The organism is Cytobacillus sp. QJM3NY_8, assembly GCF_056173585.1.
Map to the genome: position 1 here is coordinate 2,462,774 of NZ_CM149681.1, position 22,538 is coordinate 2,485,311.

Here is a 22,538-nt window from a genome sequence, read left to right on the forward strand (position 1 = left end):
TAACCCACTACTTCCTATAATATATATTATGTAAACTAGAAAAAATTTATTGTCCCACATAAATCTCTCTTAAATCTTTATTGGGCATTACTCTCCTCCATGCTGACAATAAATTCTTGGATCAATCCCAATGTTTTAACCCTTTAATAATGATGGATTTTAAAAAGAATACATTAATTACAAAAAAATAAGCATACTGATAGTAAAGTTTCTGTTGGTATTATAACCAAAAATTTGTGTTTATGTTTTGATCTAATAATGGGAATGAAAAATGGTTCGATGCTGGTTAGTGATTTCTATACCTTGCCGCCCTCTCCTCTGTTATTTCCTTTTTGTCTCATTATTATTTCTTTGTATAGCAATTGAAAATCAAATGCTGCTGCCTCAATTTTATTCTTGCATAAAGTTATAAATAGAAAATAAATCAAAGCGCAGGTGAAAATTGTTGATTCGTTTGCTTCCTTGTATAATAGCTATTTCTATTCTCCTATTCGGCTGCGCCAGCAGTGGTCAAAATTCAAATGAACAGGATAAGAAAGCAGCTGCTATTCAAACAGAAAGTCAGTCTTCACCTAAAGTTATACTTCTTGTTATCGATTCGTTGATGGATGAGCCTTTAAAAAAAGCAATACAAGAGAAAAAAGCTCCTGCTCTGGCCTTCTTTTTAAAACACGGACAATATAGTAAAAATGTAGTAAGTTCCTATCCAACCATGTCGGTTACAATCGACAGTTCTTTAATAACTGGTGCTTACCCGGATGAGACTAAGATTCCTGGACTCGTTTGGTTTAATAATGATAAGAAGCAAATCATCACTTATGGAAATGGGCTTTTTGAAATAATGAAAATTGGGGTTTCCCAATTTGCTGAAAGTATCATGCATCAATATAATAATGTTGACCTCAGTCCAAATGTAAGCACCATCCATGAGGATCTGGACAGAATTAAAAAGGAATCAGCATCCATTAACGCATTTATTTATCGGGGAAATTATCATCATACCCTTAAAGTACCCAAGTTGATAACAAAAGTGAGTAATTTACCTGGGGAATACGAAACTGCTGGGCCGAAAATGCTGTCTTTAGGTACATTTATTCAACAGGACAAAAAGAATAATCACATTGTGAATCGTTTAGGACTTAATGATGCCTTCGCGGTTCAAGAATTAAAATACCTTTTGGAAAAAAATATTATCCCTGAATTTACAATCCTGTATATTTCAGGAAATGACTTTACTGTACATAGGAAAGGGCCAAAAACAATAAAAGGAATTGAAAAACTTGATAAGTATCTTCAGGAGGTCTTGAATAGTTTTCCGAAATGGGAGGATGCCCTTAAAAATTATAATTGGGTTATTGTTGGAGACAGTAAACAATCACCTGTCATTGAATCGAAAAAAGAAGCTTTAATCGATTTAAAAGAAATCCTTTCTGAATATAGGATTTTAAAGCTCGGCAAGCCTGCTGGAAAAGAAGATGAAATTGTCATTACAGCAAATGAACGAATGGCTTATGTCTATGAAATTAATGGAAGTATTTCAGTAAAAAACATTGCCGAAAGGTTAAAAAAAGATCAGAGGATTGCCTGGATTGCATGGAAGGAAAAAGAATTAATACATGTGATATCTGGGGATCATGAGGGTTCCTTTGATTTTAATTCAGGTGGAACCTATCGTGATGTTTATAATCAAGCATGGTCTATAAAAGGAAATACCTCCATTCTCGATTTAACCTTAAAGAACAAGAATATTCATTATGGGGATTATCCTGATGGATTAGCAAGGCTATATGGAGCTATGTATTCTCAGGAAGGTGAATTTCTTGTCGTTGACGCAAAACCCGGGTATGAATTCATTGGTGAAAGTTCACCTGAACATTCCGGTGGCGGTGCCCATGGCTCCATGCATAAAGATGATTCACTAATCCCCATCATTGTTACAGGAACCAATAAAAGTATCGAGCACCTGCGGATTGTAGATTTGAAACAATGGATTATGGATTTTTGGAATTGAAAAAACATAAACCTGCTCTCAGCAAATACCTGAGCGAAGGTTTATGTTTAGTTTAAATCACCAGTTATTTTGAATCAGTTCAGTATGCTAAATTTAAAATGATTCATTAACCTCCCAGGATTCCACCAGTTTATATGCTGTTTGCGGATTATAGCCTTTTCCCAGCAAGTACGCAATGGCTGCAACCTCAGTCATTGCATGGGAAACTGAAGTGAATTTTGCTTCTGTTAAGCCATAATTCACAAATGGCTTTACCATCATTAAGGTTTCGTTTTTTATATCTCTGTATGGAATATAGTAACCATAATTCATATAGTGCATTTTTACAGCTGCCTCCCCCATTTTTTACCTTGATGTTATTTTATGTTGGATTCTTCAGAAATGATTTTTGTCCAGGTGAATACATTTCTTTTCAAAAATATAAGCATACTGAAATTAAGGCAGCCGCGAATGATTAGGGATATAGGCAAGGAGCAATTTTATGCGCAGATGGTGGATTGGATTAGCATATGTCATTTTATTGATCGTTGGAATGACCAATAAAGATTACTTATTAGAATGGCTGCGAACAAGTGATCCATCTTGGCTTCCTGCAATGTTTTTACTTTCTGTACTGATTGCGTCTATTCCTTTCTTGCCATTTACTCTTTTTGCAGGAATAATGGGAGTCAAATTTGGTGCGATGGTTGGTCTGCTGATCAATTGGTTTGGCATTCTTTTGACTTCGTTAATTTACTTTTTTTTATCAAGATACTATTTCAGGAATTATTTCACCGCCTACTTGGGAAAGTATAAAGCCATTAATAAATTTCAGTACCTGTTCGAAAATAATGCATTTATGGCAATTTTGTTTGGCCGAATGATTGTTATCATCCCTCCTCAGGTGTTTAATATCTATTGTGGAATAGCAGATATTCCATTTAGGCATTTTTTCATAGCTACTGCAATTGGAATGCTGCCTCCTATGTTTATGCTTGCATATAGCGGCGAGCAATTGTTTTTATCACTTCATAATTTTTGCTGGGAGTAATTTGGTACCTTCTATTTCTCCTCTGCTTGTTCCTTTGTTATAAATTATGGTTCCATAACAAGCTGGATCAATCAAAAAGATGATCTGATCGAATGCTGAAATAAAAATTATGAAAATAAAAAAAAGCCCACAAAATACGTGGGCTACTATGCGTTATTTGTTGTTTATCGGGTTCTTATTCGATGTTAATTTCTCCGCAAACTCAGTTACCCCCGCCATATTTGGCTTCTGGAAGTTTTTCGTTTGGGCTGTATTATTGAATTTGTTGTTTATCGGGTTCTTATTTGATGTTAATTCCTCTGCAAACTCAGTTAACCCCGCCATATTTGGCTTCTGGAAATTTGTCATTTGGGCTGTATTATTCATTAAATTTTGAAACGGGCGAGCCATATTTCTGCCGCGATTTCTAGTAAAGCCATATGCAGCTGCACTTAAACCCAGGCTAATTAAAGATCCCCACAGCATTCCTCTGTTTCTTCTTCTCTTTTTGCCAAACATATTTAAAAACGGCTGCATTTTGCCCGTATTAAAAATCGCATTTATCCAGTTATTCAAGTTTAAGCACTCCCCTTTAAGTAATAAGAAGGAATCATATGTCTCCTCCCTTATATAATTTTTACTTTTAGGGATTCGAATATGCTGGCAAAAATTTTATTGGGTTTGTAAATAATATTTGTGTATACCTATATAGTACTGATTGTACATGGTTATTATACGCCTAAAACCCTTGCCTATTGCAATGGCAAGGGTTTTAGAATGTATTATGATATTTCATGATAAGTGATTTCAGGTCGGCTGCCGATACGGATATTGACCCCTGTCTGGCCTAGTCCCTCACTTATATAAAAAGGTTTTCCGCTATGATAATGAAGGCCTTTCACCATTTTCATCCGGACAAGCCTGCCCATTTTTATCAAATGATATGGCTTTGGCCAATGAATCTGTCCGCCGTGAAAATGCCCTGATAATAAATAATCAAAAGGAACATTTTCCATCTCTAATACAACATTGGGATCATGGGTCAAAACTAGATTACAGCCTTCAATTACTCCTTCATAGGCCTTTTTTACATCACTGTGTCTGGTGCTGTAATTATCAATTCCAATGATGTTTAATTTTTCCCCATTAACCTGTATCGACACATGCTCATTTTGAAGTGTTTTACAGCCATTTTCTTCTAGAGTGTTTTTCAATGTTTCAAAGTTATGACCTTTTAAGACATAATCATGATTGCCAAAGACTGCATAGATGCCATGCTTTGGATTTGTCTTGTTCAGTGCATGGAGATAGCCCGCAAGCTTAGGAATACTTCGTTTGCGGTCAAGAAAATCGCCTGTAAGGGCAATTAGGTCCACTGGTTGCTTTGAGATCATCTCAAATAATTCATCCGGACTGACAGAAATATTTTCGAGGTGCATATCAGATATATGAAGAATTTTTATGTTATCTCCCGAAACTGAGATATTAGGACGGGAAACAGAAATTGAATTTATAGTTACATTCTTAGTGTTTTTATTGGCTTTGTAAATAAGATAACAGAAAACGGTGAACAAGATTAAGGTGAAAAATAATGCCATATTCATATCCCCTCCCTCCTTCAAAGTATAAGGGGATTGAGGGGACAGTCCTAGTGGGAGTTAGAGGAAACAGTCTGCATCATTTATTTATATTTATTAATCAGGTTTTCTTTAGACATCAATAAGTAAACAGTGCGATGCTTTTTTAAATTTGCAGCAGAAATTTTTGAACACGATAAAAAATATATAGGCAATTGAAATGTTTTTTTAAACCAGCAGTATAATTTATTTTTTGGAGATATACATTCAAATCCAAGCGTGCTGAATCCCTTGTTTATAAGGGTGATGCCAATAACCCCTTTTATTTTCGTTTCTTCCGGATGGCTGAGGATAAATGCAGTCAAAAGCGGCATAGATTCCTTAACACGTTTATAGATGGCTCTCCCTTTTAATAACTCATTTTTCATATAGTTAAAATCTTTTAACAGCCTGACATTATGCAGATGGATTTTAAGTAAAAGATCATTTTTTCTTATGATAACTCCGTCAGATAATTGAATGTCATTTCCTTTATATTTTGTCAGCCTTACACGAAAAACTCCTCCCTTTTCCGGATCTGCTGTAAGATGCTGTAGCCGGGTAAAAGGATAATAAAGAGGATCCAGGAATACCCATATTGATAATAAAATATTGCGGAACATGTTTTTTAGGTCTCCTCCTTCCTGCGCTATAGTAAATAGGATGTTAATCTAATGGAAATTTTAATTATGGAAATGAACGGATATAGTGCCTTTTTAAATATGGCAGCTCGCAGCCGGGTCATACAAAGCGAGATCCAGATCACCTTATATGATAAGTTACTGAATTTGGTATGAAGTTTATTACATAAGCATTCAATAAAAAGTAATAATACATTGTGTAGTTTATTTTTCATTTGAAAGAAGGAATTAAATATGACAGTTGGAACTCAAGTAAAGCAAGCAATTGTTGGCTTGAAGAGCGCTCAGGCCAGCTTTGAAACGTTTGCACTTGCTACGGAAAACCAAAATGCTAAACAGCTGTACCAGAATGCCGCACAGCAAACACAATCGATCATTGACAGCCTTGAACCAAGGCTTCAAGAGATTCAGCAAGAGGAACCTCAATATAATCAGTAGACATTCAGGCTGGCATATGCCAGCCCTATTACAATTATAAATTTAAATCTTGAAATGGTGTGATCTCAATGACAATTGCTTCGAATGTAAATCAATGTCTTGCAGCAATTCGTTCTATAGAAGCACAGTTATCAAACCTGGCTTTAACCTCAATGGATGAAGAAGCAAAGCGCCTATTCAATGAATCAATGCTGGAAATTAGCGAGATAAAAACTGATCTTGAACACCGAAAAAAGGTTATAGAGTTTGAGGAACCCCAATATAAACCAAATTAACTGAACATGGAGATGAAAATATGCCTGAATGGCTTCTTATTAGTGCACGTTCTATTTTATTCGCAGGTGTTTTATTCGCTATAACCAAACTGATAGGAAAAAAACAAATATCAGAGCTTTCATTTTTTGAATATGTATCAGGAATTACAATCGGAAGTATAGCCGGTGAAATAATTATGGGGCTTGATAACCACTGGGCCAGCGGAATCCTTTCTATTTTGATTTTTGGTCTTGTTACATTATTTGCTGATATTCTTTCGCTTAAAAGTAAAAGCTTCCGTGATTTCTTTGAAGGAAAAGGAACAATCTTTATTAAAGATGGGAAAATATTAGAAGATAATTTAAAAAAAGAAAGATACTCGATTGATGATTTATCCTCCCTGCTTCGCCAAAAAAATGTCTTTAAAACAGCAGATGTGGAGTTTGCTGTTTTAGAGCCGCGCGGAGATCTTAGCATCATGCTGAAGAAAGAAAACCAGCCGCTTACCCCAAAGGATCTTCAATTGAATTTACCTCAGGAAAAAGAGCCGCAAACGGTTATTATGGATGGGAAAATTCTAAACGATCCCCTTGCTGAGTCAGGGAAATCGAGAAAATGGCTTGACATGGAGATAGAAAAACTGGGTTTGACCATTGATAACATTTTTTTGGGTCAAATTGATTCTTATGGAGAACTGACTGTAGATATATTTGATGATTCACTTAAGGTTCCTGCACCACAGCAGCGTCCTCTGCTTATGGCAATGATAAAAAAGTGTGCTGCTGACCTTGAAGTGTTTTCCCTGCAGACTGATTCCAAAAAGGCACAGGAAATGTATGAAAAAAATACTCAAAAGCTGAATCAAATCATACAGAAATTATCCCCATATTTAAAGTAAGCTTGTCCATCAGCAGGACTTCAAAAACATAGTCCGCACTCTCCCTATATTAGAATTCTGCAGTGAATTCCTTTAATCACCCTTTTGGTCCTTGCTGATTTTAAATAAACCGACCGCCTATTTATAGGGCTCCTTAAAAAGGAATAAGAAAAAACTTAATTACAGCGTCTAAAAACTGAACAAACACCAGAATGAAGACTGGTGTTTGTTTTTTATTGTTAACAGCTGCTCCCGCCTTCTTTTTTCCATACTTTTTTTTGCATGATTAAGGCTACAATCGCTATTAATGCCACAAATATTAAACTGACAAAAAATCCAAACCTTATGGACTTTTCAATTAATGTGCCGCTTACCGCAGCCAGGATCAGAAGCAATCCCACCGCAGCCATTATCTTTCCGAACACTTTATTTTCCAAAATCCGAAGAGCTGAAATGATGATGAATGACCAATTGAATAAAATTAATATACCAGCAGCAGTAGTGATATACTCATATATTTTGCCTGGCAGCAATAAGGCGGTTACGATGGATGCAATTAAACCCGCTGTAGCCAGTCCCAGCGAAGGTAAAGGAAGGTCCTTCCACTTCTTTATCTTTTTTGAAAATACCGCTGGAGCATCGCCGTCATCAGCCAACGTAACCAGTAATGCAGTTACTCCAAACAGTGAAGCTGTCATCGTAGAGAAGCCGGCAATAATGATTGCTGCATTAAAAACGTGCGGGAAGAAGGCCAGATTATACTTATCCATTGCAGTTACAAATGGGCTCTCTTTTTCATTAAAAGCACCATGTGAAGCCATATAAACGGCTAAGCCAAGGGAAATGACATAGATGATGACAAGGACGATAAGCATGATGATGCCCGCCTTAGGTGCATCCTCCTTCTTTTTTAATCTTGTTGCCATTAGCCCAATCACTTCAATTCCTCCGTATGCATAGAAAGCATAAATCAACGATGACCAAAAGCCCTTAAAGCCTTCAGGAAACCATTCCCCAGAAGAACCGGGGAATCCGGGATGCCTGGCATCTCCATTAATCACTCCGGACAAAGCAGCTGCTGCGAGGATGATAAACATAATAATGGCTGCTGTTTTAATAACTGCAAACAGGTTTTCCACCTTATCAAAGCCTTTGTTTCCTGTTAATACCACTATAATGGAGAGTATGGCATAACCCGCTGCAAAAACCCAAAGGGGCACATGAGGAAACCAAAATCTTGTCAAAATGGAGAGCGCGGTTAATTGGCTTCCCATGATAAGTATATTTGAGCACCAGTAATTCCAGCCGCAGCTAAAACCTGCCCACTTTCCATAGGCTTTATTGGCGTAATAGCAAAAAGATCCTTCCTGAGGGTCTTCAGCTGTCATTTTAGCCAAAAGGTTATAGACGATATAGGTTCCAAGTGCCGCTAACATAAATGAAAATACGATGGAAGGTCCGGTGATCTTAATGCCAATGGCTGAACCGAGAAAGAAACCGGTCCCAATGGTACAGCCAACACCAATTAATGATAATTGCCACCATTTTAGGTCACCGGATTCACTTTTTTTTGAGGAATTTCCGCTGGGAAGAAAAAAGTCCATGGTGTACCTCCTGTTTATCTCCTATAGCTGTTAAACGTGCTATTGCTTTCATTCAAATAAATAAGCCGATTCCTTTTGGTGATCGGCTTCCGTTCAAATCTGCAAAGGATGGTGCCAAAGCATTTATTTCTTTTGTTCTGAACTGTCGCTTTTTAATCCTGTAACAGATCTGAATAGCTGTGTGTTCATGCTGCCCTGGACAATATCCTCAAGGAAGAATTGTTCGATTAGCTTTTTATATTCTTCATCTTCAAACATCTTCCTGTTTTGAAGCTCCATTTCAGCAAGACCTTCATATTTGGAAAGAAAAGCATAGGTATGGTCTTGTCCTGAAATGGGCGATAATAGCTCAACCTCATGCTGATAATTCTCGTTTCGGTAGCTTTGGATCATTCTCACGTTTTTTAACGCTTCAACAAAATTGTCCTGCTTCACTTCAAATGTCTGGTAAACAAAAACTGACATAATAATCCCCTTCCCAAGAGTTTTCAGAATGTGTTATTTATCCTCTTCGCTTCTTACATCCGGTCTTACAGGTGTTAAATCCTCGGAAACTTCAGTATTATAGCGAAGGTTTCCTTGGTTAATAGTGCCTTTTTCATTACTTGCTTCTGTCATATTTCTAAGCAAATATAAGTGGAATAGATATTCAAATAATGCGACTCCAAGAGCTGCGGCTATTGACATTGCAATAAGATTATCACCATTGGTTAGAATTGAACTCAAAAACCAAATGAGCAAAAAAGCCAATCCAAAGTCGGCTGCCGTTGCGATCATATTGCTGCTCCTTGGGAGTATCACCATGTCACCAAGGATATAAGCTGTAATGCCCAGAATGGCTGTTATTATAAATACATTTACAAAGCTCATTCCAAAGAATATTCCGAGAATGATATATAAGAGAACAAGACTTGCGAGAAATTTTAGAGCCAATGCCTTGAAATGCTGCATAATCTCCCTCCTTTACATTGTTAGTTTGTTTATTAGCACAAAAATTATTCCCATATATAGCTGTACATCAATTTAAGAAAAAGATTCCTTTTATTGATTTAATTTTCTAGTGTGAAGGTGATGGGCAAAGAGAAATAGATCAAAGGGGCAAATGTCCCTGAATAATTATTAGGAGGCTGTTAATATGCATACAACTCAACATGGAGTACAGCAGGCAAATCAAGCCAGGCAGCTAGCTCAGCAGCTGATTCAGCAGACACAGCAAGGAAGCCAGCAATATCCTATGATGCTGCAGGAACAGCAGAACATTCAGATGCTTGAGCAGATTCTTCAGCGTGAAAAGCAGGCTGCCCAATTAATTGAACAAAGCCTGCAAAGCCATGACTTAGCCATTCAGCGATGCCAGGAAGTCGTACACATTTGCAATCAAATGCAGGGACAGCTTACTGGGCAAGAAATGGCTGGAGGAAGTCTTTCAGCAATGCAGCAGCCTTTTAATAGCCAGAGCCAATTTCAGACTGGTTCTCAATTCAATTATGCAGGAACTTTCCGCCAGAAATAATTGAGTACAAAAAAACAGCCCGATTGATTCGGGCTGTTAAAACGGTATGTTAAACCATTACTTTGCAAATATCATTCGTAAACTCAACAGGATCACTGATCGGAAGGCCTTCTATCAGCAAAGCCTGGTTATATAGGAGGTTTGTATACAGATTTAATTTTTCTTTATCGTTTTCTAAAGCATTTTTTAAGGCTTGGAAGACTTCATGGTTTGAATTGATTTCCAAAACCTTATTTGCTTTTACGTCTTGATTATCCGGCATGCTGCTAAGGACTTTTTCCATTTCAATGGTAACTTCTCCATCAGCTGTCAGGCAAACCGGGTGGCTTTTAAGCCTTTTGGAAATTCGTACATCCGTCACTTTTCCTGACAAAATTTCTTTCATGCTGCTGAACAATTCCTTATGTTCTTTTTCTTCTGATTCGGATACCTTTTCATCCTCATTCTCTATGCCGAGATCGCCGCTTGATACAGACTTGAATTCCTTGTCTTTATAGGTCATAAGCATCTTAATGGCAAACTCATCAATATCTTCTGTAAAATATAGTATTTCATAACCCTTGTCAGCCAAAAGTTCAGTTTGCGGTAGTTTTTCTATTCTTTCATGTGACTCTCCTGCTGCGTAATAAATATATTTCTGGTCATCCTTCATCCTTGATATATATTCATCAAGTGATGCCAGTTTCTTTTCTTTTGAAGAATAGAACATCAATAAATCCTGGAGCATTTCTTTATGGGTTCCGAAATCGCTGTATACACCATATTTTAATTGTCTTCCAAACGACTTATAAAATTGTTCATATTTTTCCCGCTCATTTTTCATCAGGCTGTGAAGTTCGTTTCTTATCTTTTTGCTGATGTTTTTAGCAATGAGCTTCAGCTGCCGATCATGCTGGAGCATTTCTCTTGAAATGTTAAGTGATAAATCTTCAGAGTCCACCATCCCCTTTACAAAACTGAAATAATCTGGAAGAAGGTCTCCGCACTTATTCATAATTAATACGCCATTTGAATAAAGCTCCAGGCCTTTTTCATATTCCTTTGAATAATAATCAAATGGAATATTCTCAGGAATATATAAAATTGCATTATAGCGGATTGTGCCATCCACATGAATATGGATATGCTTTACCGGCTTGTCAAAGCCATAATGCTTCTCCTGATAAAATTTTTCATAATCTTCGTCTGTCAGTTCACTTTTATTTTTCCGCCAAATCGGAACCATGCTATTGATGGTCTGCTCTTCGGTGCTTTCTTTATATTCATTCTCAGCACCTTCTATTGGTTCTTTGATTGCTGCATCCATCTTAATTGGATAGCGGATGAAGTCTGAGTATTTCTTTATGATCGATTTTAAGCGGTACTCTTCGAGGTATTCATCAAAGCTTTCATCTTCCGTATTTTCTTTTATTTTAAGGATAATATCAGTACCGACTGCCTCTTTTTCACATGGCGTAATCGTATATCCTTCCGCCCCATGTGATTCCCATTTGTAGGCCTGTTCACTGCCAAGGGCTTTGCTGATCACAGTTACAACATCAGCGACCATGAATGCCGCATAAAATCCTACTCCGAATTGGCCAATAATATCATGGCCATCTTTAATCTCCTGTTCTTTCTTAAAAGCGAGAGAACCGCTTTTAGCAATGATGCCAAGGTTATTTTCCAGCTCTTCCTTTGTCATTCCAATGCCAGTATCTTTGATTGTTAATGTTCTGTTTTCCTTATCAGGAACGACCTTTATGTAGTAACTCTCTTTGTCAAACGTTAAGGAATCGTCTGTAAGTGCTTTATAGTAGATCTTATCGATCGCATCGCTGCTGTTGGAAATAAGCTCCCTCAGGAACACCTCTCTTTGAGAGTAAATGGAGTTGATCATCATTTCCAATAATCTCTTGGATTCTGCCTTAAACTGTTTCGTTTCCATGTTAGTCTCTCCCCTTTCAAATTTTCATTACATTAGCACTTAAACCTTAAGAGTGCTAAACAATATTTAAATATCATATTAGTCAATTTGTGTCAATCAGCATGAACTGACTTTCGTTCTAAATGATTTCTTCTGCACATTCAACAAGATTGTGTATTGTCTCTTTTAATTGCCTCGACAGCTGTTCTGGAGTCCATTTCGCTCTCTGATTGTCCAGATCTGATTGTATTAGCATCATCATCCAAACCGAAAAAACAGCTGAAAACACATAATATTCCTGTTTGAACTTCTCCCTGTCTGGAGCAGAAATTTGAATTTCTTTACAATAACAGTCCAGAATCATATTTCGCATAGTATGGTTATTAGGCTTAGGGAAATCCGGATGTGAAATATCGATTAAATGAAACAAATCCCAAAAAGGTGTGTTCATGTGGCAATGTTCCCAGTCCAGAACCACCGTCTTATCGCCCGCATACCCATAATTCCCCTGGTGCAAATCCCCATGGCAAAGAACTTTCACAGTGGAAAAGGGTTTACTGGTAAATGCGCTGAAAATTTTATTGCCTAAACGATCTGAAATATTATGTAACTTGAAAATAGAAAACACTTTCTCTTTGTTCTGCAGGATTTGGTCTGCCATCTCCTCAATAGGCGGTTTAGGACCTTTCAGCTGTGCATGGGAAAACCGCTCAGCGGGCAGAGAGTGCCATTTGGCCATTAATGCAGTTAGTTCCAGTGCAATATTTGAATCAAATGTATGTGTAATGGTGCCAAGGTCTTCTAAAATAATCCAATTATCGCTTAGTTTGTTTTGGACGGAGTACGACAGGATTTTTGGAAACTTTAGCGGGAGTTCTGACAGTACATTTTCAAAAATCCACACTTCTTTTCCCAGCTGAGTATTGTTTGTCAGAGGTTTGAAAATAAAGCTTTTTGACGCATCAATAAAAAAACGCTCGACAAACCGGCCGTTCGCTCCCTGATATAAGTTCTCTCTTCTTAAAATGTAACGGTCATTTAGAGTCCCGTTTTCAGTCACAATATTAGTAAACAAGCTGGAGCTCCCCCTTAATAGGCATCCTATCTCCACAATATATATCAATCTGCTTTAAAAAAATACTGCTTTTTTCACTGCACAAAAAAAGTATCCTGCGCAAGGATACTTTTTAGAGCAAACTGAATTCATAGCCTTTATTTCGGATCTCAGCAATTAAAGCAGGGAGAGCTTCAACAGTCTGGGTTAATTCATGCAAAAGAATGATCGCTCCCTCTTCCAGGTTCTCTATGACGTTTGCGATAATTTGTTCAGGCTGTTCTTTTAGCTCCCAGTCCATTGCCGAGATTCTCCACATGATGGTTGATAGCCCAAGCTGTTTGGCTGCGGCTATAGTGTGTTCATTGTACTGCCCAAATGGGGGCCGAAATAGCTTCACTTCCTGGCCGATGATCGACTCAATCTTAGTTTTGCTGCTGCTGAGATCCTGGACTTGTTCATGTGGACTCAAATTAACATAATTGGAATGCTTTGAAGAGTGGGTACCTATCTGATGACCTTCTTCTATGACTCTTTTCCACGGACGCTGAGGGTATAAAAGCCTGGATTGCCAGAAGAATACAGCTGGAACATTCTCTTTCTTCAAGATATCCAATATTTCCGGAAGAACTCTACCGGGTCCATCATCAAAGGTCAACACCACTGTTTTCTTCGATGCATGGCCCTCATTAAATAGTTTGATATCAGGGTCATTCGAAACGTACACGACGTTCGAGCTATCCACAACTCATGGACAATTGGCCATTTCCTCTGCCTCCTTTTTTAAGTAGAACGGATATATGATTTCTCGCCATAACTTTCTGCATCATATGTAAATACATACATATCGTCTGTAAACTGCTCTGGTTTATCATCAAAAACGACTTCCCCATCTTTTAAAGCGATAATGCGGGTTGCATATCGTTTAGCTAACTGAACATCATGGACATTAATAATGGTTTGAAGCTTATGCCGCTCATGCATCTCCTGAAGCAAGCTGAATATCCGGTCTGAAGTTCCAGGATCCAGGCTTGCAACAGGCTCGTCGCCTAGAAGGAAACTTGGATTTTGAAGGAGAGCCCTTGCAATGCCGACTCTCTGTTTTTGCCCTCCGCTAAGATGCTCGACCCTGCGATCGGCAAAATCGGCTAAGCCCACCTCTGCAATGACTTGTTTAGCCTGTGCCTTTTCTTCATCTGTGAACCATCCAATAAGATTCTTGAAGCTGCTCCTGAAGCCGAACATGCCTGTCAGAACATTTTGCAGTACAGTCAATCGGGGAATTAGATTAAAATGCTGAAAGATCATTCCCATCTCCCTGCGGATTTTTCGAAGCTGTTCATCACTCAGTGCAGAAAAGGATTGGCCATCCCAGATGATTTCCCCGGATGATGGTGTCTGCAAGCCGTTTAAACAGCGGATCAAAGTGGATTTTCCAGCACCGCTTTTACCTAACACACAAACAAAATCACCAGGATGAATGGTCAGGTTTATAGAATTCAGGGCATTATGCTTCATGCCGGGATAACGGACTGTTATATTTCGAATCTCAAGCATTTCAGGCCTCCTTTATATCACTCGGTTCCTAACATAGCTTCCGAAAAGATCCACAAGAACAACGATGATCATTATAACCAGTACATCGAGCGAAACTGAACTGTACTGGAATGTTTTAAAATCATTAAAAAGTCTCTGGCCAATACCTCCACCGCCAATAAACCCCAATATAAGAGAAGTTCGAATGGCAACCTCAAACCGGTAGAAGTAATTCGACAATACATTTGGCCATATTTGAGGCAGGATGCTGAACAGGGAAGCAAACCAGCTTTTAGCACCAACTGCTTTCATGGCCTCCTGCGGGCCGGGATCGGATGCTTCAATGAGTTCTGAGATCAGTTTTCCCAGAACCCCAATATTATGAAACATAATGGCCAGGACAGCAGGAAAAGGACCAAGTCCAAGAGCCGTAAGAAGAATCAGACCGAAAACAATTTCAGGGATGGAACGGACAAAGCTGAGGCCGACTCTGGTTAAATGGTAAATAAGTTTAGAGCCGGACGTGTTTTTGGCTGCCATAAAGCTTAAGGGGAGTCCGATGATAAGCCCGAAAAAGCTTCCCAAAAAAGCCATGGCCAATGTTTCCAGACTGTCTTCAAGTATCTTTGGAAGAAGAGAAAAATCCATCGGGAACCAATGGGACAGAAAGTCAATCATATTGCGGAAGTCTTTGAATTTCGATAAATCGAATTCCGTTAGCCTCATGCTAAGATAAACGAATAAAGCCAACACGAAATATGTTAATATGCTGCGTTTTTTAAACCACAATCTTATCAGCCCTATTCTTTAATAAGTCCCTCTTTTAGGGCAGCCTGGCGGATGCTTTCATAATCTTCATTGCTTGCCTCTGTAAATCCGCTTGCCCCGAAAGCATCCAGAATTTCCGGGTCTTCAATCGCCAGAAATGCTTCTTTTAATGCTTTAATCGTTTCTTCATCGGTGTTCTCATGTACAGCCCATGGGTACTGAAAAAGCTTTTCTGATTTCCAGATCGTTTTAATCTGATCTCCATCTACTTTTCCTGAATCCACTAATTGATTGTAAATGGCGCTGTCGATCGCACCTGCATCAACCTGCTTATTTTGAACTGCCAATGCAGTAGCATCATGCGAGCCTGTAAATCTGACGGACTTAAAGCTGTGGTCGTCCTCTGATTTGTAAACTTCGCGGTCCTTCAATTCAATGGATGGGATTAGAGATCCTGAAGTTGAATTGATATCACCGAAAGCAAAGTCAGATTCACTGCTGTTTTTCAGTAAATCTTCAAGTGAATTCCATGGATTGTCTTTATGTGTGATGATATATGAATAATAGAATGGCTCTCCATCAATCAGCTGTGTAATGATGGCTTTTGCGCCGCTCTTCTCATGTGCAACAACATATGTTAACGGGCCGAAATAAGCCATATCAATTTTATCGTAGTTCATGGCTTCCACTACCCCGTTATAATCCGGATATACTTCGACAGCTACATCCCTATCGAGTTTTTCAGATAAAGTGGACTGAAGTTTCTCCATGGCAGCTTCCATGGATCCCTCTGTTTGAACTGGAATGACCCCAATGGTGAACGTTTCTTTCGATTGTTCTTTTCCGTTTCCGTCTGTGTTATCTGTTGCATTTCCGCCGCATGCTGACAAAAGCATCAGTGAAAAGATAGTTATGAGCATTAAGAATTTTTTCATGTTTGCACTTCCTTGTTTTTGATTTTGGCTCTATTGCTATAAAATGTCGGTTAGCTTGTGAATATTGTTCGTTGATCTTTGGCTGCATGCACGCAGCGAACCCGCGGGGAGAGATGAGATCCTCTTCGGCTACGCCTGCGCCTCTCACTTCCCTGGCTTCCCGCAGGACATTGAATAAACTTCCCTGAATCAACACCGCACGAAGAAATGCGGATGCATTTTCGAGGATCAAATGCCCTCCGCTACAATCAACTCTATTGTTAGATTTAGTTGCAAGTAAAAACTCTAACGAAAACAGCCTTAATTTTGTAAAGGTAAAAAAGGACTCTTTTCGAGTCCTTTTTTCAGATAACAGTAATCTTTCCAGGATTCTGATCTGTGACAGTCCCAATGATGGAAGCCCATTCTACTCCTTTTACCTTAAGATCTTTAAGGAGCAATTCAGCTTCTGTTTCAGGAACGGTTATTAAAAGTCCCCCTGAAGTGATGGCATCACAAAGGATCACCTGGTCCACATCATCAATATTTTCATATTGAATCCGGCCGGACAGCCATTTATGATTCTTTTTGGAGCCTCCAGGAATAATATTCTGTTCAGCAAGCTCTCTTGTTTTTGGAAGGATTGGAACGGCTTTGCTTTCAATGGTAATGCCTGTGCCGCTTCCTTCCGCAATCTCCATTGCGTGGCCTAGAAGGCCAAAACCGGTAATGTCTGTACAGGCATTGACCTGGTAGTTATCCATAGCTTCAGCTGCGTCTTTATTTAAGGCAGCCATGACTTCCATTACACGGTCAATTCCTTCCTGATCCAGCATATCCCTTTTAATCGCTTGAGTAAGAATGCCCACGCCAATCGGCTTGGTTAAAATCAGTTTGTCACCAGGTTTGGCTCCTGCATTTGTTCTAACTCGTTCAGGATGTACTGTTCCAGTCACAGATAAACCGAATTTTGGCTCCTGGTCATCAATGGAGTGCCCTCCAACTAAAACAGCACCGGATTCTCTAACTTTATCGGATGCGCCAGCCAGAATGTCTGCAAGGATGTTTTTATCCAATTTGCTGATTGGAAAACCTACAATATTCATAACGGTTATCGGCTTTCCGCCCATAGCGTAAATATCGCTAAGTGAATTGGCTGCGGCAATCTGCCCGAACATATACGGGTCATCCACGATAGGAGTAAAGAAATCAAGTGTCTGCACCAGGGCAGTTTCATCATTTATTTTATATACACCTGCATCATCAGAAGTATCCAGTCCTACTAAAAGGTTGGGGTCAGGTACAGACTTTGGCAAATGACGCAGAACCTGCGCCAGGTCTTCAGGACCAATTTTGCATCCTCAGCCGCCTTTTGTAGATAAAGAAGTTAGTTTTATGATTTCTTCTCTCGACATATTTCTCTCTCCTTGCCTATGATTATTTACTTGGGACTTTTCTAAAATGGTTTTGTACATTTTTTGAAGTGTTTTAGCTTCATATTCTGAAGAATGGCTGCATTCAACATAGAATTTGGCAGCACGCCCCAATTTTATCCTCAACTCGTAATTATTCACTAGTTTGTCTGCATAATCAAGAAATTCGACCGGATTTGTATAGATTAAACCGGTTTCCTGATGGTCAATGATATTTCGATTTCCCAGGTTATTGGCTGCAAGTACTGGAAGGCAATATCCCATTGCTTCTAAAATAGCAGCAGGCTGGCCTTCAGAATGGGATGTATTCAATACGGCATCAGCTTGCCTGTATAGTTCCCCCATATGATGATGGGGGATTTGACCAAGATATTGAATCCACTCTTTATTCTCTTCTGCAAGGGACTTTACAATATACCCCTCTTCTTCTTCAATAATAGGGCCCGCCAGCAAAAGTCGTATCTCAGGATTTTTTTCGTAAATGATTTTAAGCTTTTCTATGGCAAAAGGAATATTTTTCACCTTGCGGATCCCTGCCGGCAGCAAAAATAAAAAAGTGCCAGGTTCTTTCTTATAATCACCTCCAGGTTCAGGAAATATTACAGTGCCCTGATGGATAACGCTGATTTTATCTCTTGCTTCGGGAAGTTCTTTTGAGAGTACCAGCTTGGCTTCATCATCAAATACGTGTATAGCTTCGGCATGGAGGATGGTTTCCGAAACAACGGCTTTTTTTTCCGGATCATAAAGATCGATATTTAAGTCCGTCCCTGTCATGGTTACGACATATCTTTCAGGCCTTTTAGCAAGCCTTTTAATAAATTGGCCAAACCTGTAAGCGTTAAAGCCATGCACAATATCAGCTTTTGGCAGGTAAGTGAATTCGTAATCGTTTGTGATATTAATGATTTTAGTCTCGATGCCAAGCTTATTAAGTCCATCAGAAATACGCTGAACGGTAACCGTATTTCCTCTTGCCTGGTGAAAATTTGGGCTTGCCAGTATTACTTTCATCCTTTCATCCTTCACAATTATATTTGCACTATCTTCGTTTTAATTAAAGTTTGCATCAATTATTGCAGGAATATTTCATCCTGTCCATTAATTGTATTTCAGCTAGCTGTTCTTTTAATTATGACAGTAAAAAAGCCTGTTTCTAAGGCAAGAAACAGGCCGGATTCTTCTATTGGTTTCCGAATTCTTCTACAAGTTCTCTGAATTTCCGAAGTGAGTTTTCAATTGGATATGGGGAAGTCAGATCCACTCCGGTTTTCTTTAACAGCTCAAGCGGATAATCAGAACTTCCGCTTTTTAAGAACTCAAGATAGCTTTGCAGCGTTTCTTTGTCCCCTTCAAGAATTTTCGCTGCCAAATGAATGGCAGACGCAAATCCGGTAGCGTACTTATAAACATAAAATGGACGGTAAAAATGAGGGATCCTAGCCCAGCCGAATTTTACCTCTTCATCAAAGACTATTTCATCCCCATTATATTCGCGGAATAAGTGTTCATAGATTCCGCTGAAAACTTCAGCGTTAAGCGGTTCTCCCTTTTCAGCTAATTCGTGCGTTTTCATCTCAAATTCAGCAAACATGACTTGAGTGAAGAAGGTTCCTTTAAACTGATCAATAAAATGATTAAGGAGATGCCTGCGGACTTGTTTATCCTTTTCCCTGTTCAGCAAATAATTAATCAGCAGCACTTCGTTTACTGTTGAAGCCACTTCCGCTACAAAGATGCTATATCGGGCGGTAATCTGCGGCTGGTGCTGAGAGCTCAGCTTACTGTGGACACCATGTCCGCATTCATGTGCAAGTGTGAAAAGGCTGTCCAGATCATCCCGGTGATTCAGGAGGATATAGGGATGAACGCCGTAGATGCCCAGGTTATACGCCCCTGACCGCTTCCCTGGAGTTTCCCGCACATCAATATAGCGCCCTGACTTAAACTCCTTGAGAATATTAATATAATCCTCTCCAAGAGGCTCCAATGCTTTACACATCGTTTCATAAGCTTCTTCATATGATATATCAGGTTTTACACCCTCTGCTAATGGAACACTCAAATCATATTGCCTCAGCTCGTCAAGGCCTAACTGTTTCTTGCGGATCCTGGTATACTGATGCATTGCCCCGATATTTTTTTTAGTGGTCTCAATAAGATTTACATATACTTCCTTGGGCACCTTATCTCCAAATAATCCTTTTTCAAGGGCTGAAGGATAATTCCGGATTTTGGCCATGCTCACATTGTTTTTTATCGCAGCAGAAAGGGTGGAAGCAATGGAATTCTTTAGCTGCACATAAGGCTGGTAATAGGCCCTATACGCTTCTTTTCTCTTTTCCCGGTCTTCCTCTTCCATAATTTTTGCATACATGCCGCGTGTCAGTTCAACCTTTTCGCCATCGTCTTTTGTTACATCGCCAAACTTTATATCAGCATTATTCATCATTCCAAATGTATGACTTGGAACCGAAAGTGCTTCGCCAAGGCGGGACAGAATTTCTTCCTGGTCCTTATTAAGGACATGAGGCTTATAGCGGAAAGATTCGAGCAGATCTTCCTCAAAGTATTTCAAGCCCTTTTCCTCAGCAATATAGCTTTTTAGGGTTTCTTCATCCAGACTTAAAAGAAAAGGCATAAAAAAAGAAGTGGAAGAACTGATTTTAACGCCTAATTGCTTTGCCCTGTCCACAAAAGCCTGTGAATCAGACACCCGTGTGTCTTCATCTGTTTTTAGCATCGCATATGCATATAGCTTATTAAATATGTAAGAAAGTTTTTCTTTTTGCTCAAGATATTGATACAGGGAATAACCATCTTGAATCTGCCCATCAAAGGTCTTCAGCTTATCAGCTAATTGTTCAATCCTCTGGTAATCTTCCTCCCATTTTTCCAAACTGGAATAAATGTCTTCCAGATTCCATTTTTCATTTAGCGGAACATCATTTCTGTTTTTGTATGTCTTCATCTTATAGCCTCCTTTACAGCAAAACTGTCATTCATTTATTAACTATATTCAAAAGTTATCGGAAAAACCCTTCCTCATTTTTGATTTTATCATGAACGGCCATTAAAATAATCTTGAAAGGATGTGGACGGATTGGCAATAACTCTGCCTCATATTGAAGACTCAAACAATACGGTATATTTTCCTCCAGTGGGGAAATTTGAAACGTTTCAGGATGATGCTCATTATGAAGAGAAAGTCAGGGAATGGGGCTTATCAACTACAAGGGAAGTTAAGAAGGAATTCTGGTATAAAGAAAAATCACAGCAGCGGCTTGTAACTGTGAAAGGTTATCAGGCATACGGTGAGTCTGATGATTATTATACAATCATAATCGAATTTCAGGACGGAAATCTGAGCTGCATACACCCGGCTTATCTTAAAGAGATGCAGTCGCCAAGCTTTGGAAAAGCATTGACTGCTGGTTTCTCTGCTCCTTCTGAAAAGGAAGCACCTAAAAAAGACAGTGAGAAGTCTGAAGACGTTACTAAGAATCCGTCTGAAAACAGCAATAAGACAAAGCCTTCAGCAAAAAAAGCCAAGAAGGAAAAACAGCCTGCATTGGAACTGCCAGCAGAAAAGGCCCACTTTACTGCTAAAGTAAAACAATTTGCCTTGAGCTGGAACCATTTCAATGAAGAAAATGATGAAGTCATCGTCTTAGAAGATGTTGTCATTGAAGAGAATGAACCGATTGAAGTGGGACTTGGCTGGTGCTCCCACTCAAAAACGCTGAAGAAATTCGAACTTAAGCCAGGGGAAAGCCTTGAATTTGATGGGAAAATTGTTAAAAAGAAACTGCCTAAAGGGAAAGACTGTGACGAGGAATTCATTGTAGAAGAAGCAGTGACATATAAGATTAATAATCCTTCAAAAATCAAAAAAAGCTAAGAGTGGACGCTCTTAGCTTTTTTATGATTATAAAAGAATTCTTTTTTCTCCCTCGATTTCCTGGATTGGATTGATATTCTGTGTGAATTCCAGGGTTCCTGCATAGCTTCCGTTTTCATCCCTTACAGCAAAATAACGGATATAAACAAATTTATCTTTAAATTTTATCCAGAAATCTTCAGAGTCCTTTCGGCCTGCCTTAAGATCCTTCAGCAATTCTTCCACAGCATGGACACTGCGGGGAGGATGGCAATTCTGCACGGTTCGCCCTATCACGGCTTTGGTTCTGGCAAAGATTCTTTCCTTTCCGTGAGAGAAATAGCGGACTACGTCTTCATGATCAATAAATGTGATATCAACAGGCAAATGATTGAATAATAGCTCCAGCTGTTTCAATGATAAAATGCCAGTTTCCATTTTGATATAGCCTTCTGATATTGCTTTCCCAGCAATCCCTTTGCGTTCGGGCTTCCATTCTCCTTGCGGGCCGGTCAGGCAGAAGCCAATCTCATCGCTCTCATGGGCAATCTTAACCCATTCATCTTCTGTAAGATTCTTTAAGGCCATAGGGAAAAGGATATTTTCCTCCCTGTAAATCATAGCGCTTATTTCATTGAAAATGAAACGCACGGCATTGGTGACCTTTTGCTTGTCCCCATCGTAATCCTCGAGCAGGTTTTTGGCATCCTTGATTCCATCCCTGATATAGTCATCGATGCTCCACATATTATTTGTTGGTCCATAGATTCCGTACTTCTCCAAGTATGGGAAAAGCAGATTTTCCTTCCGGCTGTAATGCTTATCAAGATCAAGCAGCAGGATGCAGTCTTCCAATAGTTTATATGCATTTTCCCCGTTATCCTCCTGGATGAACGCTTCGAGATGGACTTTTACCTTTTCCCTCAGATGCTTATCAATTGCCTTATTCTCCCTGATAAATGTATGTATGGGGTGTCCGGGCTGTTCTTCCGGCTTGGGAAGAGCGGTTTCGCCATTATTGTCCTGAGCAGGACTGCTGTGATGGTCCTGATGTTCACGGTTATTAATCAATTCGCTCACTGT

Annotated in this window: 23 protein-coding genes and 1 pseudogene; 7 read left to right on the plus strand and 17 right to left on the minus strand. The window is 39.1% G+C overall.

Translation table 11 applies throughout. The features are described from left to right. Nucleotides 1-445 precede the first annotated feature (445 nt). A complete protein-coding gene (locus tag AC0VZ9_RS12810; protein WP_251157033.1) occupies nt 446-2,011 on the plus strand; it encodes an alkaline phosphatase family protein in 1,566 nt (521 codons plus the stop codon). Between the two features lie 93 nt (nt 2,012-2,104). Here the strand turns inward: AC0VZ9_RS12810 and AC0VZ9_RS12815 are convergent, their stop codons facing one another. Then, the gene (locus tag AC0VZ9_RS12815; protein WP_034297074.1) at nt 2,105-2,332 is read right to left on the minus strand and encodes a hypothetical protein; all 228 of its coding nucleotides are present in this window, start codon (nt 2,330-2,332) and stop codon (nt 2,105-2,107) included. Nucleotides 2,333-2,492: 160 nt separating this feature from the next. Between AC0VZ9_RS12815 and AC0VZ9_RS12820 the strand changes: the two genes are divergently transcribed. After that, on the plus strand, nt 2,493-3,041 hold the full coding sequence (locus AC0VZ9_RS12820; protein WP_475397455.1) for a TVP38/TMEM64 family protein: 549 nt from the start codon (nt 2,493-2,495) through the stop codon (nt 3,039-3,041). Nucleotides 3,042-3,194: 153 nt separating this feature from the next. Here the strand turns inward: AC0VZ9_RS12820 and AC0VZ9_RS12825 are convergent, their stop codons facing one another. The 3 genes from AC0VZ9_RS12825 to AC0VZ9_RS12835 form a co-directional block, all read right to left on the minus strand. Beyond that, nucleotides 3,195-3,596: a hypothetical protein gene (locus tag AC0VZ9_RS12825; RefSeq protein ID WP_009334656.1), complete on the minus strand. Its 402-nt coding sequence runs from the start codon at nt 3,594-3,596 to the stop codon at nt 3,195-3,197. A 206-nt stretch (nt 3,597-3,802) separates the two neighbouring features. Further along, a complete protein-coding gene (locus AC0VZ9_RS12830) occupies nt 3,803-4,624 on the minus strand; it encodes a metallophosphoesterase (RefSeq protein WP_009334655.1) in 822 nt (273 codons plus the stop codon). Between the two features lie 77 nt (nt 4,625-4,701). Next, nucleotides 4,702-5,259 carry a YkoP family protein gene (locus tag AC0VZ9_RS12835; protein ID WP_009334654.1) on the minus strand — a complete coding sequence of 186 codons (558 nt, stop codon included), beginning with the start codon at nt 5,257-5,259 and terminating at the stop codon, nt 4,702-4,704. A gap of 252 nt (nt 5,260-5,511) precedes the next feature. Here AC0VZ9_RS12835 and AC0VZ9_RS12840 point away from each other — a divergent pair, with 252 nt between their 5' ends. The 3 genes from AC0VZ9_RS12840 to AC0VZ9_RS12850 all read left to right on the plus strand — a co-directional run bounded on the left by AC0VZ9_RS12840 (nt 5,512) and on the right by AC0VZ9_RS12850 (nt 6,868). Beyond that, nucleotides 5,512-5,715: a DUF1657 domain-containing protein gene (locus tag AC0VZ9_RS12840; protein ID WP_009334653.1), complete on the plus strand. Its 204-nt coding sequence runs from the start codon at nt 5,512-5,514 to the stop codon at nt 5,713-5,715. A gap of 68 nt (nt 5,716-5,783) precedes the next feature. Continuing rightward, nucleotides 5,784-5,990: a DUF1657 domain-containing protein gene (locus AC0VZ9_RS12845; protein ID WP_475397456.1), complete on the plus strand. Its 207-nt coding sequence runs from the start codon at nt 5,784-5,786 to the stop codon at nt 5,988-5,990. A gap of 20 nt (nt 5,991-6,010) precedes the next feature. Continuing rightward, nucleotides 6,011-6,868 carry a DUF421 domain-containing protein gene (locus AC0VZ9_RS12850; protein ID WP_475397457.1) on the plus strand — a complete coding sequence of 286 codons (858 nt, stop codon included), beginning with the start codon at nt 6,011-6,013 and terminating at the stop codon, nt 6,866-6,868. A gap of 218 nt (nt 6,869-7,086) precedes the next feature. On the opposite strand, the gene AC0VZ9_RS12855 is transcribed toward AC0VZ9_RS12850, so the two are convergent. The 3 genes from AC0VZ9_RS12855 to AC0VZ9_RS12865 form a co-directional block, all read right to left on the minus strand. Then, nucleotides 7,087-8,451, minus strand: coding sequence for an amino acid permease (locus AC0VZ9_RS12855; RefSeq protein WP_009334649.1), 1,365 nt, complete (start codon nt 8,449-8,451; stop codon nt 7,087-7,089). 123 nt (nt 8,452-8,574) lie between these two features. Next, nucleotides 8,575-8,916 (minus strand): hypothetical protein, encoded by a 342-nt coding sequence (locus tag AC0VZ9_RS12860; RefSeq protein ID WP_009334648.1) that lies wholly within the window; start codon nt 8,914-8,916, stop codon nt 8,575-8,577. 33 nt (nt 8,917-8,949) lie between these two features. Beyond that, nucleotides 8,950-9,402 carry a YndM family protein gene (locus tag AC0VZ9_RS12865; protein WP_251157030.1) on the minus strand — a complete coding sequence of 151 codons (453 nt, stop codon included), beginning with the start codon at nt 9,400-9,402 and terminating at the stop codon, nt 8,950-8,952. 184 nt (nt 9,403-9,586) lie between these two features. Here AC0VZ9_RS12865 and AC0VZ9_RS12870 point away from each other — a divergent pair, with 184 nt between their 5' ends. Further along, a complete protein-coding gene (locus AC0VZ9_RS12870) occupies nt 9,587-9,964 on the plus strand; it encodes a hypothetical protein (RefSeq protein WP_251266480.1) in 378 nt (125 codons plus the stop codon). Nucleotides 9,965-10,013: 49 nt separating this feature from the next. Here AC0VZ9_RS12870 and htpG read toward each other — a convergent pair whose 3' ends face one another. From htpG to pepF, 9 genes and pseudogenes are all read right to left on the minus strand, one after another. Beyond that, nucleotides 10,014-11,891, minus strand: coding sequence for a molecular chaperone HtpG (gene htpG, locus AC0VZ9_RS12875; RefSeq protein ID WP_009334645.1), 1,878 nt, complete (start codon nt 11,889-11,891; stop codon nt 10,014-10,016). Nucleotides 11,892-12,009: 118 nt separating this feature from the next. Beyond that, a complete protein-coding gene (locus AC0VZ9_RS12880) occupies nt 12,010-12,945 on the minus strand; it encodes a phosphotransferase (protein ID WP_009334644.1) in 936 nt (311 codons plus the stop codon). A gap of 112 nt (nt 12,946-13,057) precedes the next feature. After that, complete coding sequence (locus tag AC0VZ9_RS12885) at nt 13,058-13,669, minus strand: polysaccharide deacetylase family protein (RefSeq protein ID WP_019379954.1); 612 nt, start codon at nt 13,667-13,669, stop codon at nt 13,058-13,060. A 38-nt stretch (nt 13,670-13,707) separates the two neighbouring features. Continuing rightward, nucleotides 13,708-14,481 (minus strand): phosphonate ABC transporter ATP-binding protein, encoded by a 774-nt coding sequence (gene phnC, locus AC0VZ9_RS12890; protein ID WP_009334642.1) that lies wholly within the window; start codon nt 14,479-14,481, stop codon nt 13,708-13,710. A gap of 12 nt (nt 14,482-14,493) precedes the next feature. Next, nucleotides 14,494-15,249 carry a phosphonate ABC transporter, permease protein PhnE gene (gene phnE, locus AC0VZ9_RS12895; RefSeq protein ID WP_019379953.1) on the minus strand — a complete coding sequence of 252 codons (756 nt, stop codon included), beginning with the start codon at nt 15,247-15,249 and terminating at the stop codon, nt 14,494-14,496. An 11-nt stretch (nt 15,250-15,260) separates the two neighbouring features. Continuing rightward, the gene (phnD, locus tag AC0VZ9_RS12900; RefSeq protein WP_475397458.1) at nt 15,261-16,163 is read right to left on the minus strand and encodes a phosphate/phosphite/phosphonate ABC transporter substrate-binding protein; all 903 of its coding nucleotides are present in this window, start codon (nt 16,161-16,163) and stop codon (nt 15,261-15,263) included. A 344-nt stretch (nt 16,164-16,507) separates the two neighbouring features. Further along, entirely contained in the window at nt 16,508-17,557 is a 1,050-nt protein-coding gene (gene selD / locus AC0VZ9_RS12905; RefSeq protein WP_226280773.1) for a selenide, water dikinase SelD, read from the minus strand. Nucleotides 17,558-17,635: 78 nt separating this feature from the next. Continuing rightward, a pseudogene (locus AC0VZ9_RS12910) lies at nt 17,636-18,589 on the minus strand (glycosyltransferase); the annotation flags it as partial. Between the two features lie 169 nt (nt 18,590-18,758). Continuing rightward, the gene (gene pepF, locus AC0VZ9_RS12915) at nt 18,759-20,546 is read right to left on the minus strand and encodes an oligoendopeptidase F (protein ID WP_475397459.1); all 1,788 of its coding nucleotides are present in this window, start codon (nt 20,544-20,546) and stop codon (nt 18,759-18,761) included. Between the two features lie 123 nt (nt 20,547-20,669). Between pepF and AC0VZ9_RS12920 the strand changes: the two genes are divergently transcribed. Beyond that, nucleotides 20,670-21,476 carry a hypothetical protein gene (locus AC0VZ9_RS12920; protein ID WP_386850103.1) on the plus strand — a complete coding sequence of 269 codons (807 nt, stop codon included), beginning with the start codon at nt 20,670-20,672 and terminating at the stop codon, nt 21,474-21,476. A gap of 27 nt (nt 21,477-21,503) precedes the next feature. On the opposite strand, the gene AC0VZ9_RS12925 is transcribed toward AC0VZ9_RS12920, so the two are convergent. Beyond that, on the minus strand, nt 21,504-22,535 hold the full coding sequence (locus AC0VZ9_RS12925) for a DUF438 domain-containing protein (protein ID WP_475397460.1): 1,032 nt from the start codon (nt 22,533-22,535) through the stop codon (nt 21,504-21,506). Between the last annotated feature and the right edge of the window lie 3 nt (nt 22,536-22,538).

Bases quoted from the DNA above. Each gene is read 5' to 3' on its own strand.
- AC0VZ9_RS12840 (WP_009334653.1), top strand. From the start codon at position 5,512: ATGACAGTTGGAACTCAAGTAAAGCAAGCAATTGTTGGCTTGAAGAGC.
- AC0VZ9_RS12860 (WP_009334648.1), bottom strand. From the start codon at position 8,916: ATGTCAGTTTTTGTTTACCAGACATTTGAAGTGAAGCAGGACAATTTT.
- AC0VZ9_RS12850 (WP_475397457.1), top strand. From the start codon at position 6,011: ATGCCTGAATGGCTTCTTATTAGTGCACGTTCTATTTTATTCGCAGGT.
- AC0VZ9_RS12845 (WP_475397456.1), top strand. From the start codon at position 5,784: ATGACAATTGCTTCGAATGTAAATCAATGTCTTGCAGCAATTCGTTCT.
- AC0VZ9_RS12865 (WP_251157030.1), bottom strand. From the start codon at position 9,402: ATGCAGCATTTCAAGGCATTGGCTCTAAAATTTCTCGCAAGTCTTGTT.
- pepF (WP_475397459.1), bottom strand. From the start codon at position 20,546: ATGAAGACATACAAAAACAGAAATGATGTTCCGCTAAATGAAAAATGG.
- AC0VZ9_RS12815 (WP_034297074.1), bottom strand. From the start codon at position 2,332: ATGCACTATATGAATTATGGTTACTATATTCCATACAGAGATATAAAA.
- phnC (WP_009334642.1), bottom strand. From the start codon at position 14,481: ATGCTTGAGATTCGAAATATAACAGTCCGTTATCCCGGCATGAAGCAT.
- AC0VZ9_RS12855 (WP_009334649.1), bottom strand. From the start codon at position 8,451: ATGGACTTTTTTCTTCCCAGCGGAAATTCCTCAAAAAAAAGTGAATCC.
- AC0VZ9_RS12830 (WP_009334655.1), bottom strand. From the start codon at position 4,624: ATGAATATGGCATTATTTTTCACCTTAATCTTGTTCACCGTTTTCTGT.
- htpG (WP_009334645.1), bottom strand. From the start codon at position 11,891: ATGGAAACGAAACAGTTTAAGGCAGAATCCAAGAGATTATTGGAAATG.
- AC0VZ9_RS12835 (WP_009334654.1), bottom strand. From the start codon at position 5,259: ATGTTCCGCAATATTTTATTATCAATATGGGTATTCCTGGATCCTCTT.
- AC0VZ9_RS12820 (WP_475397455.1), top strand. From the start codon at position 2,493: ATGCGCAGATGGTGGATTGGATTAGCATATGTCATTTTATTGATCGTT.
- AC0VZ9_RS12870 (WP_251266480.1), top strand. From the start codon at position 9,587: ATGCATACAACTCAACATGGAGTACAGCAGGCAAATCAAGCCAGGCAG.
- phnD (WP_475397458.1), bottom strand. From the start codon at position 16,163: ATGAAAAAATTCTTAATGCTCATAACTATCTTTTCACTGATGCTTTTG.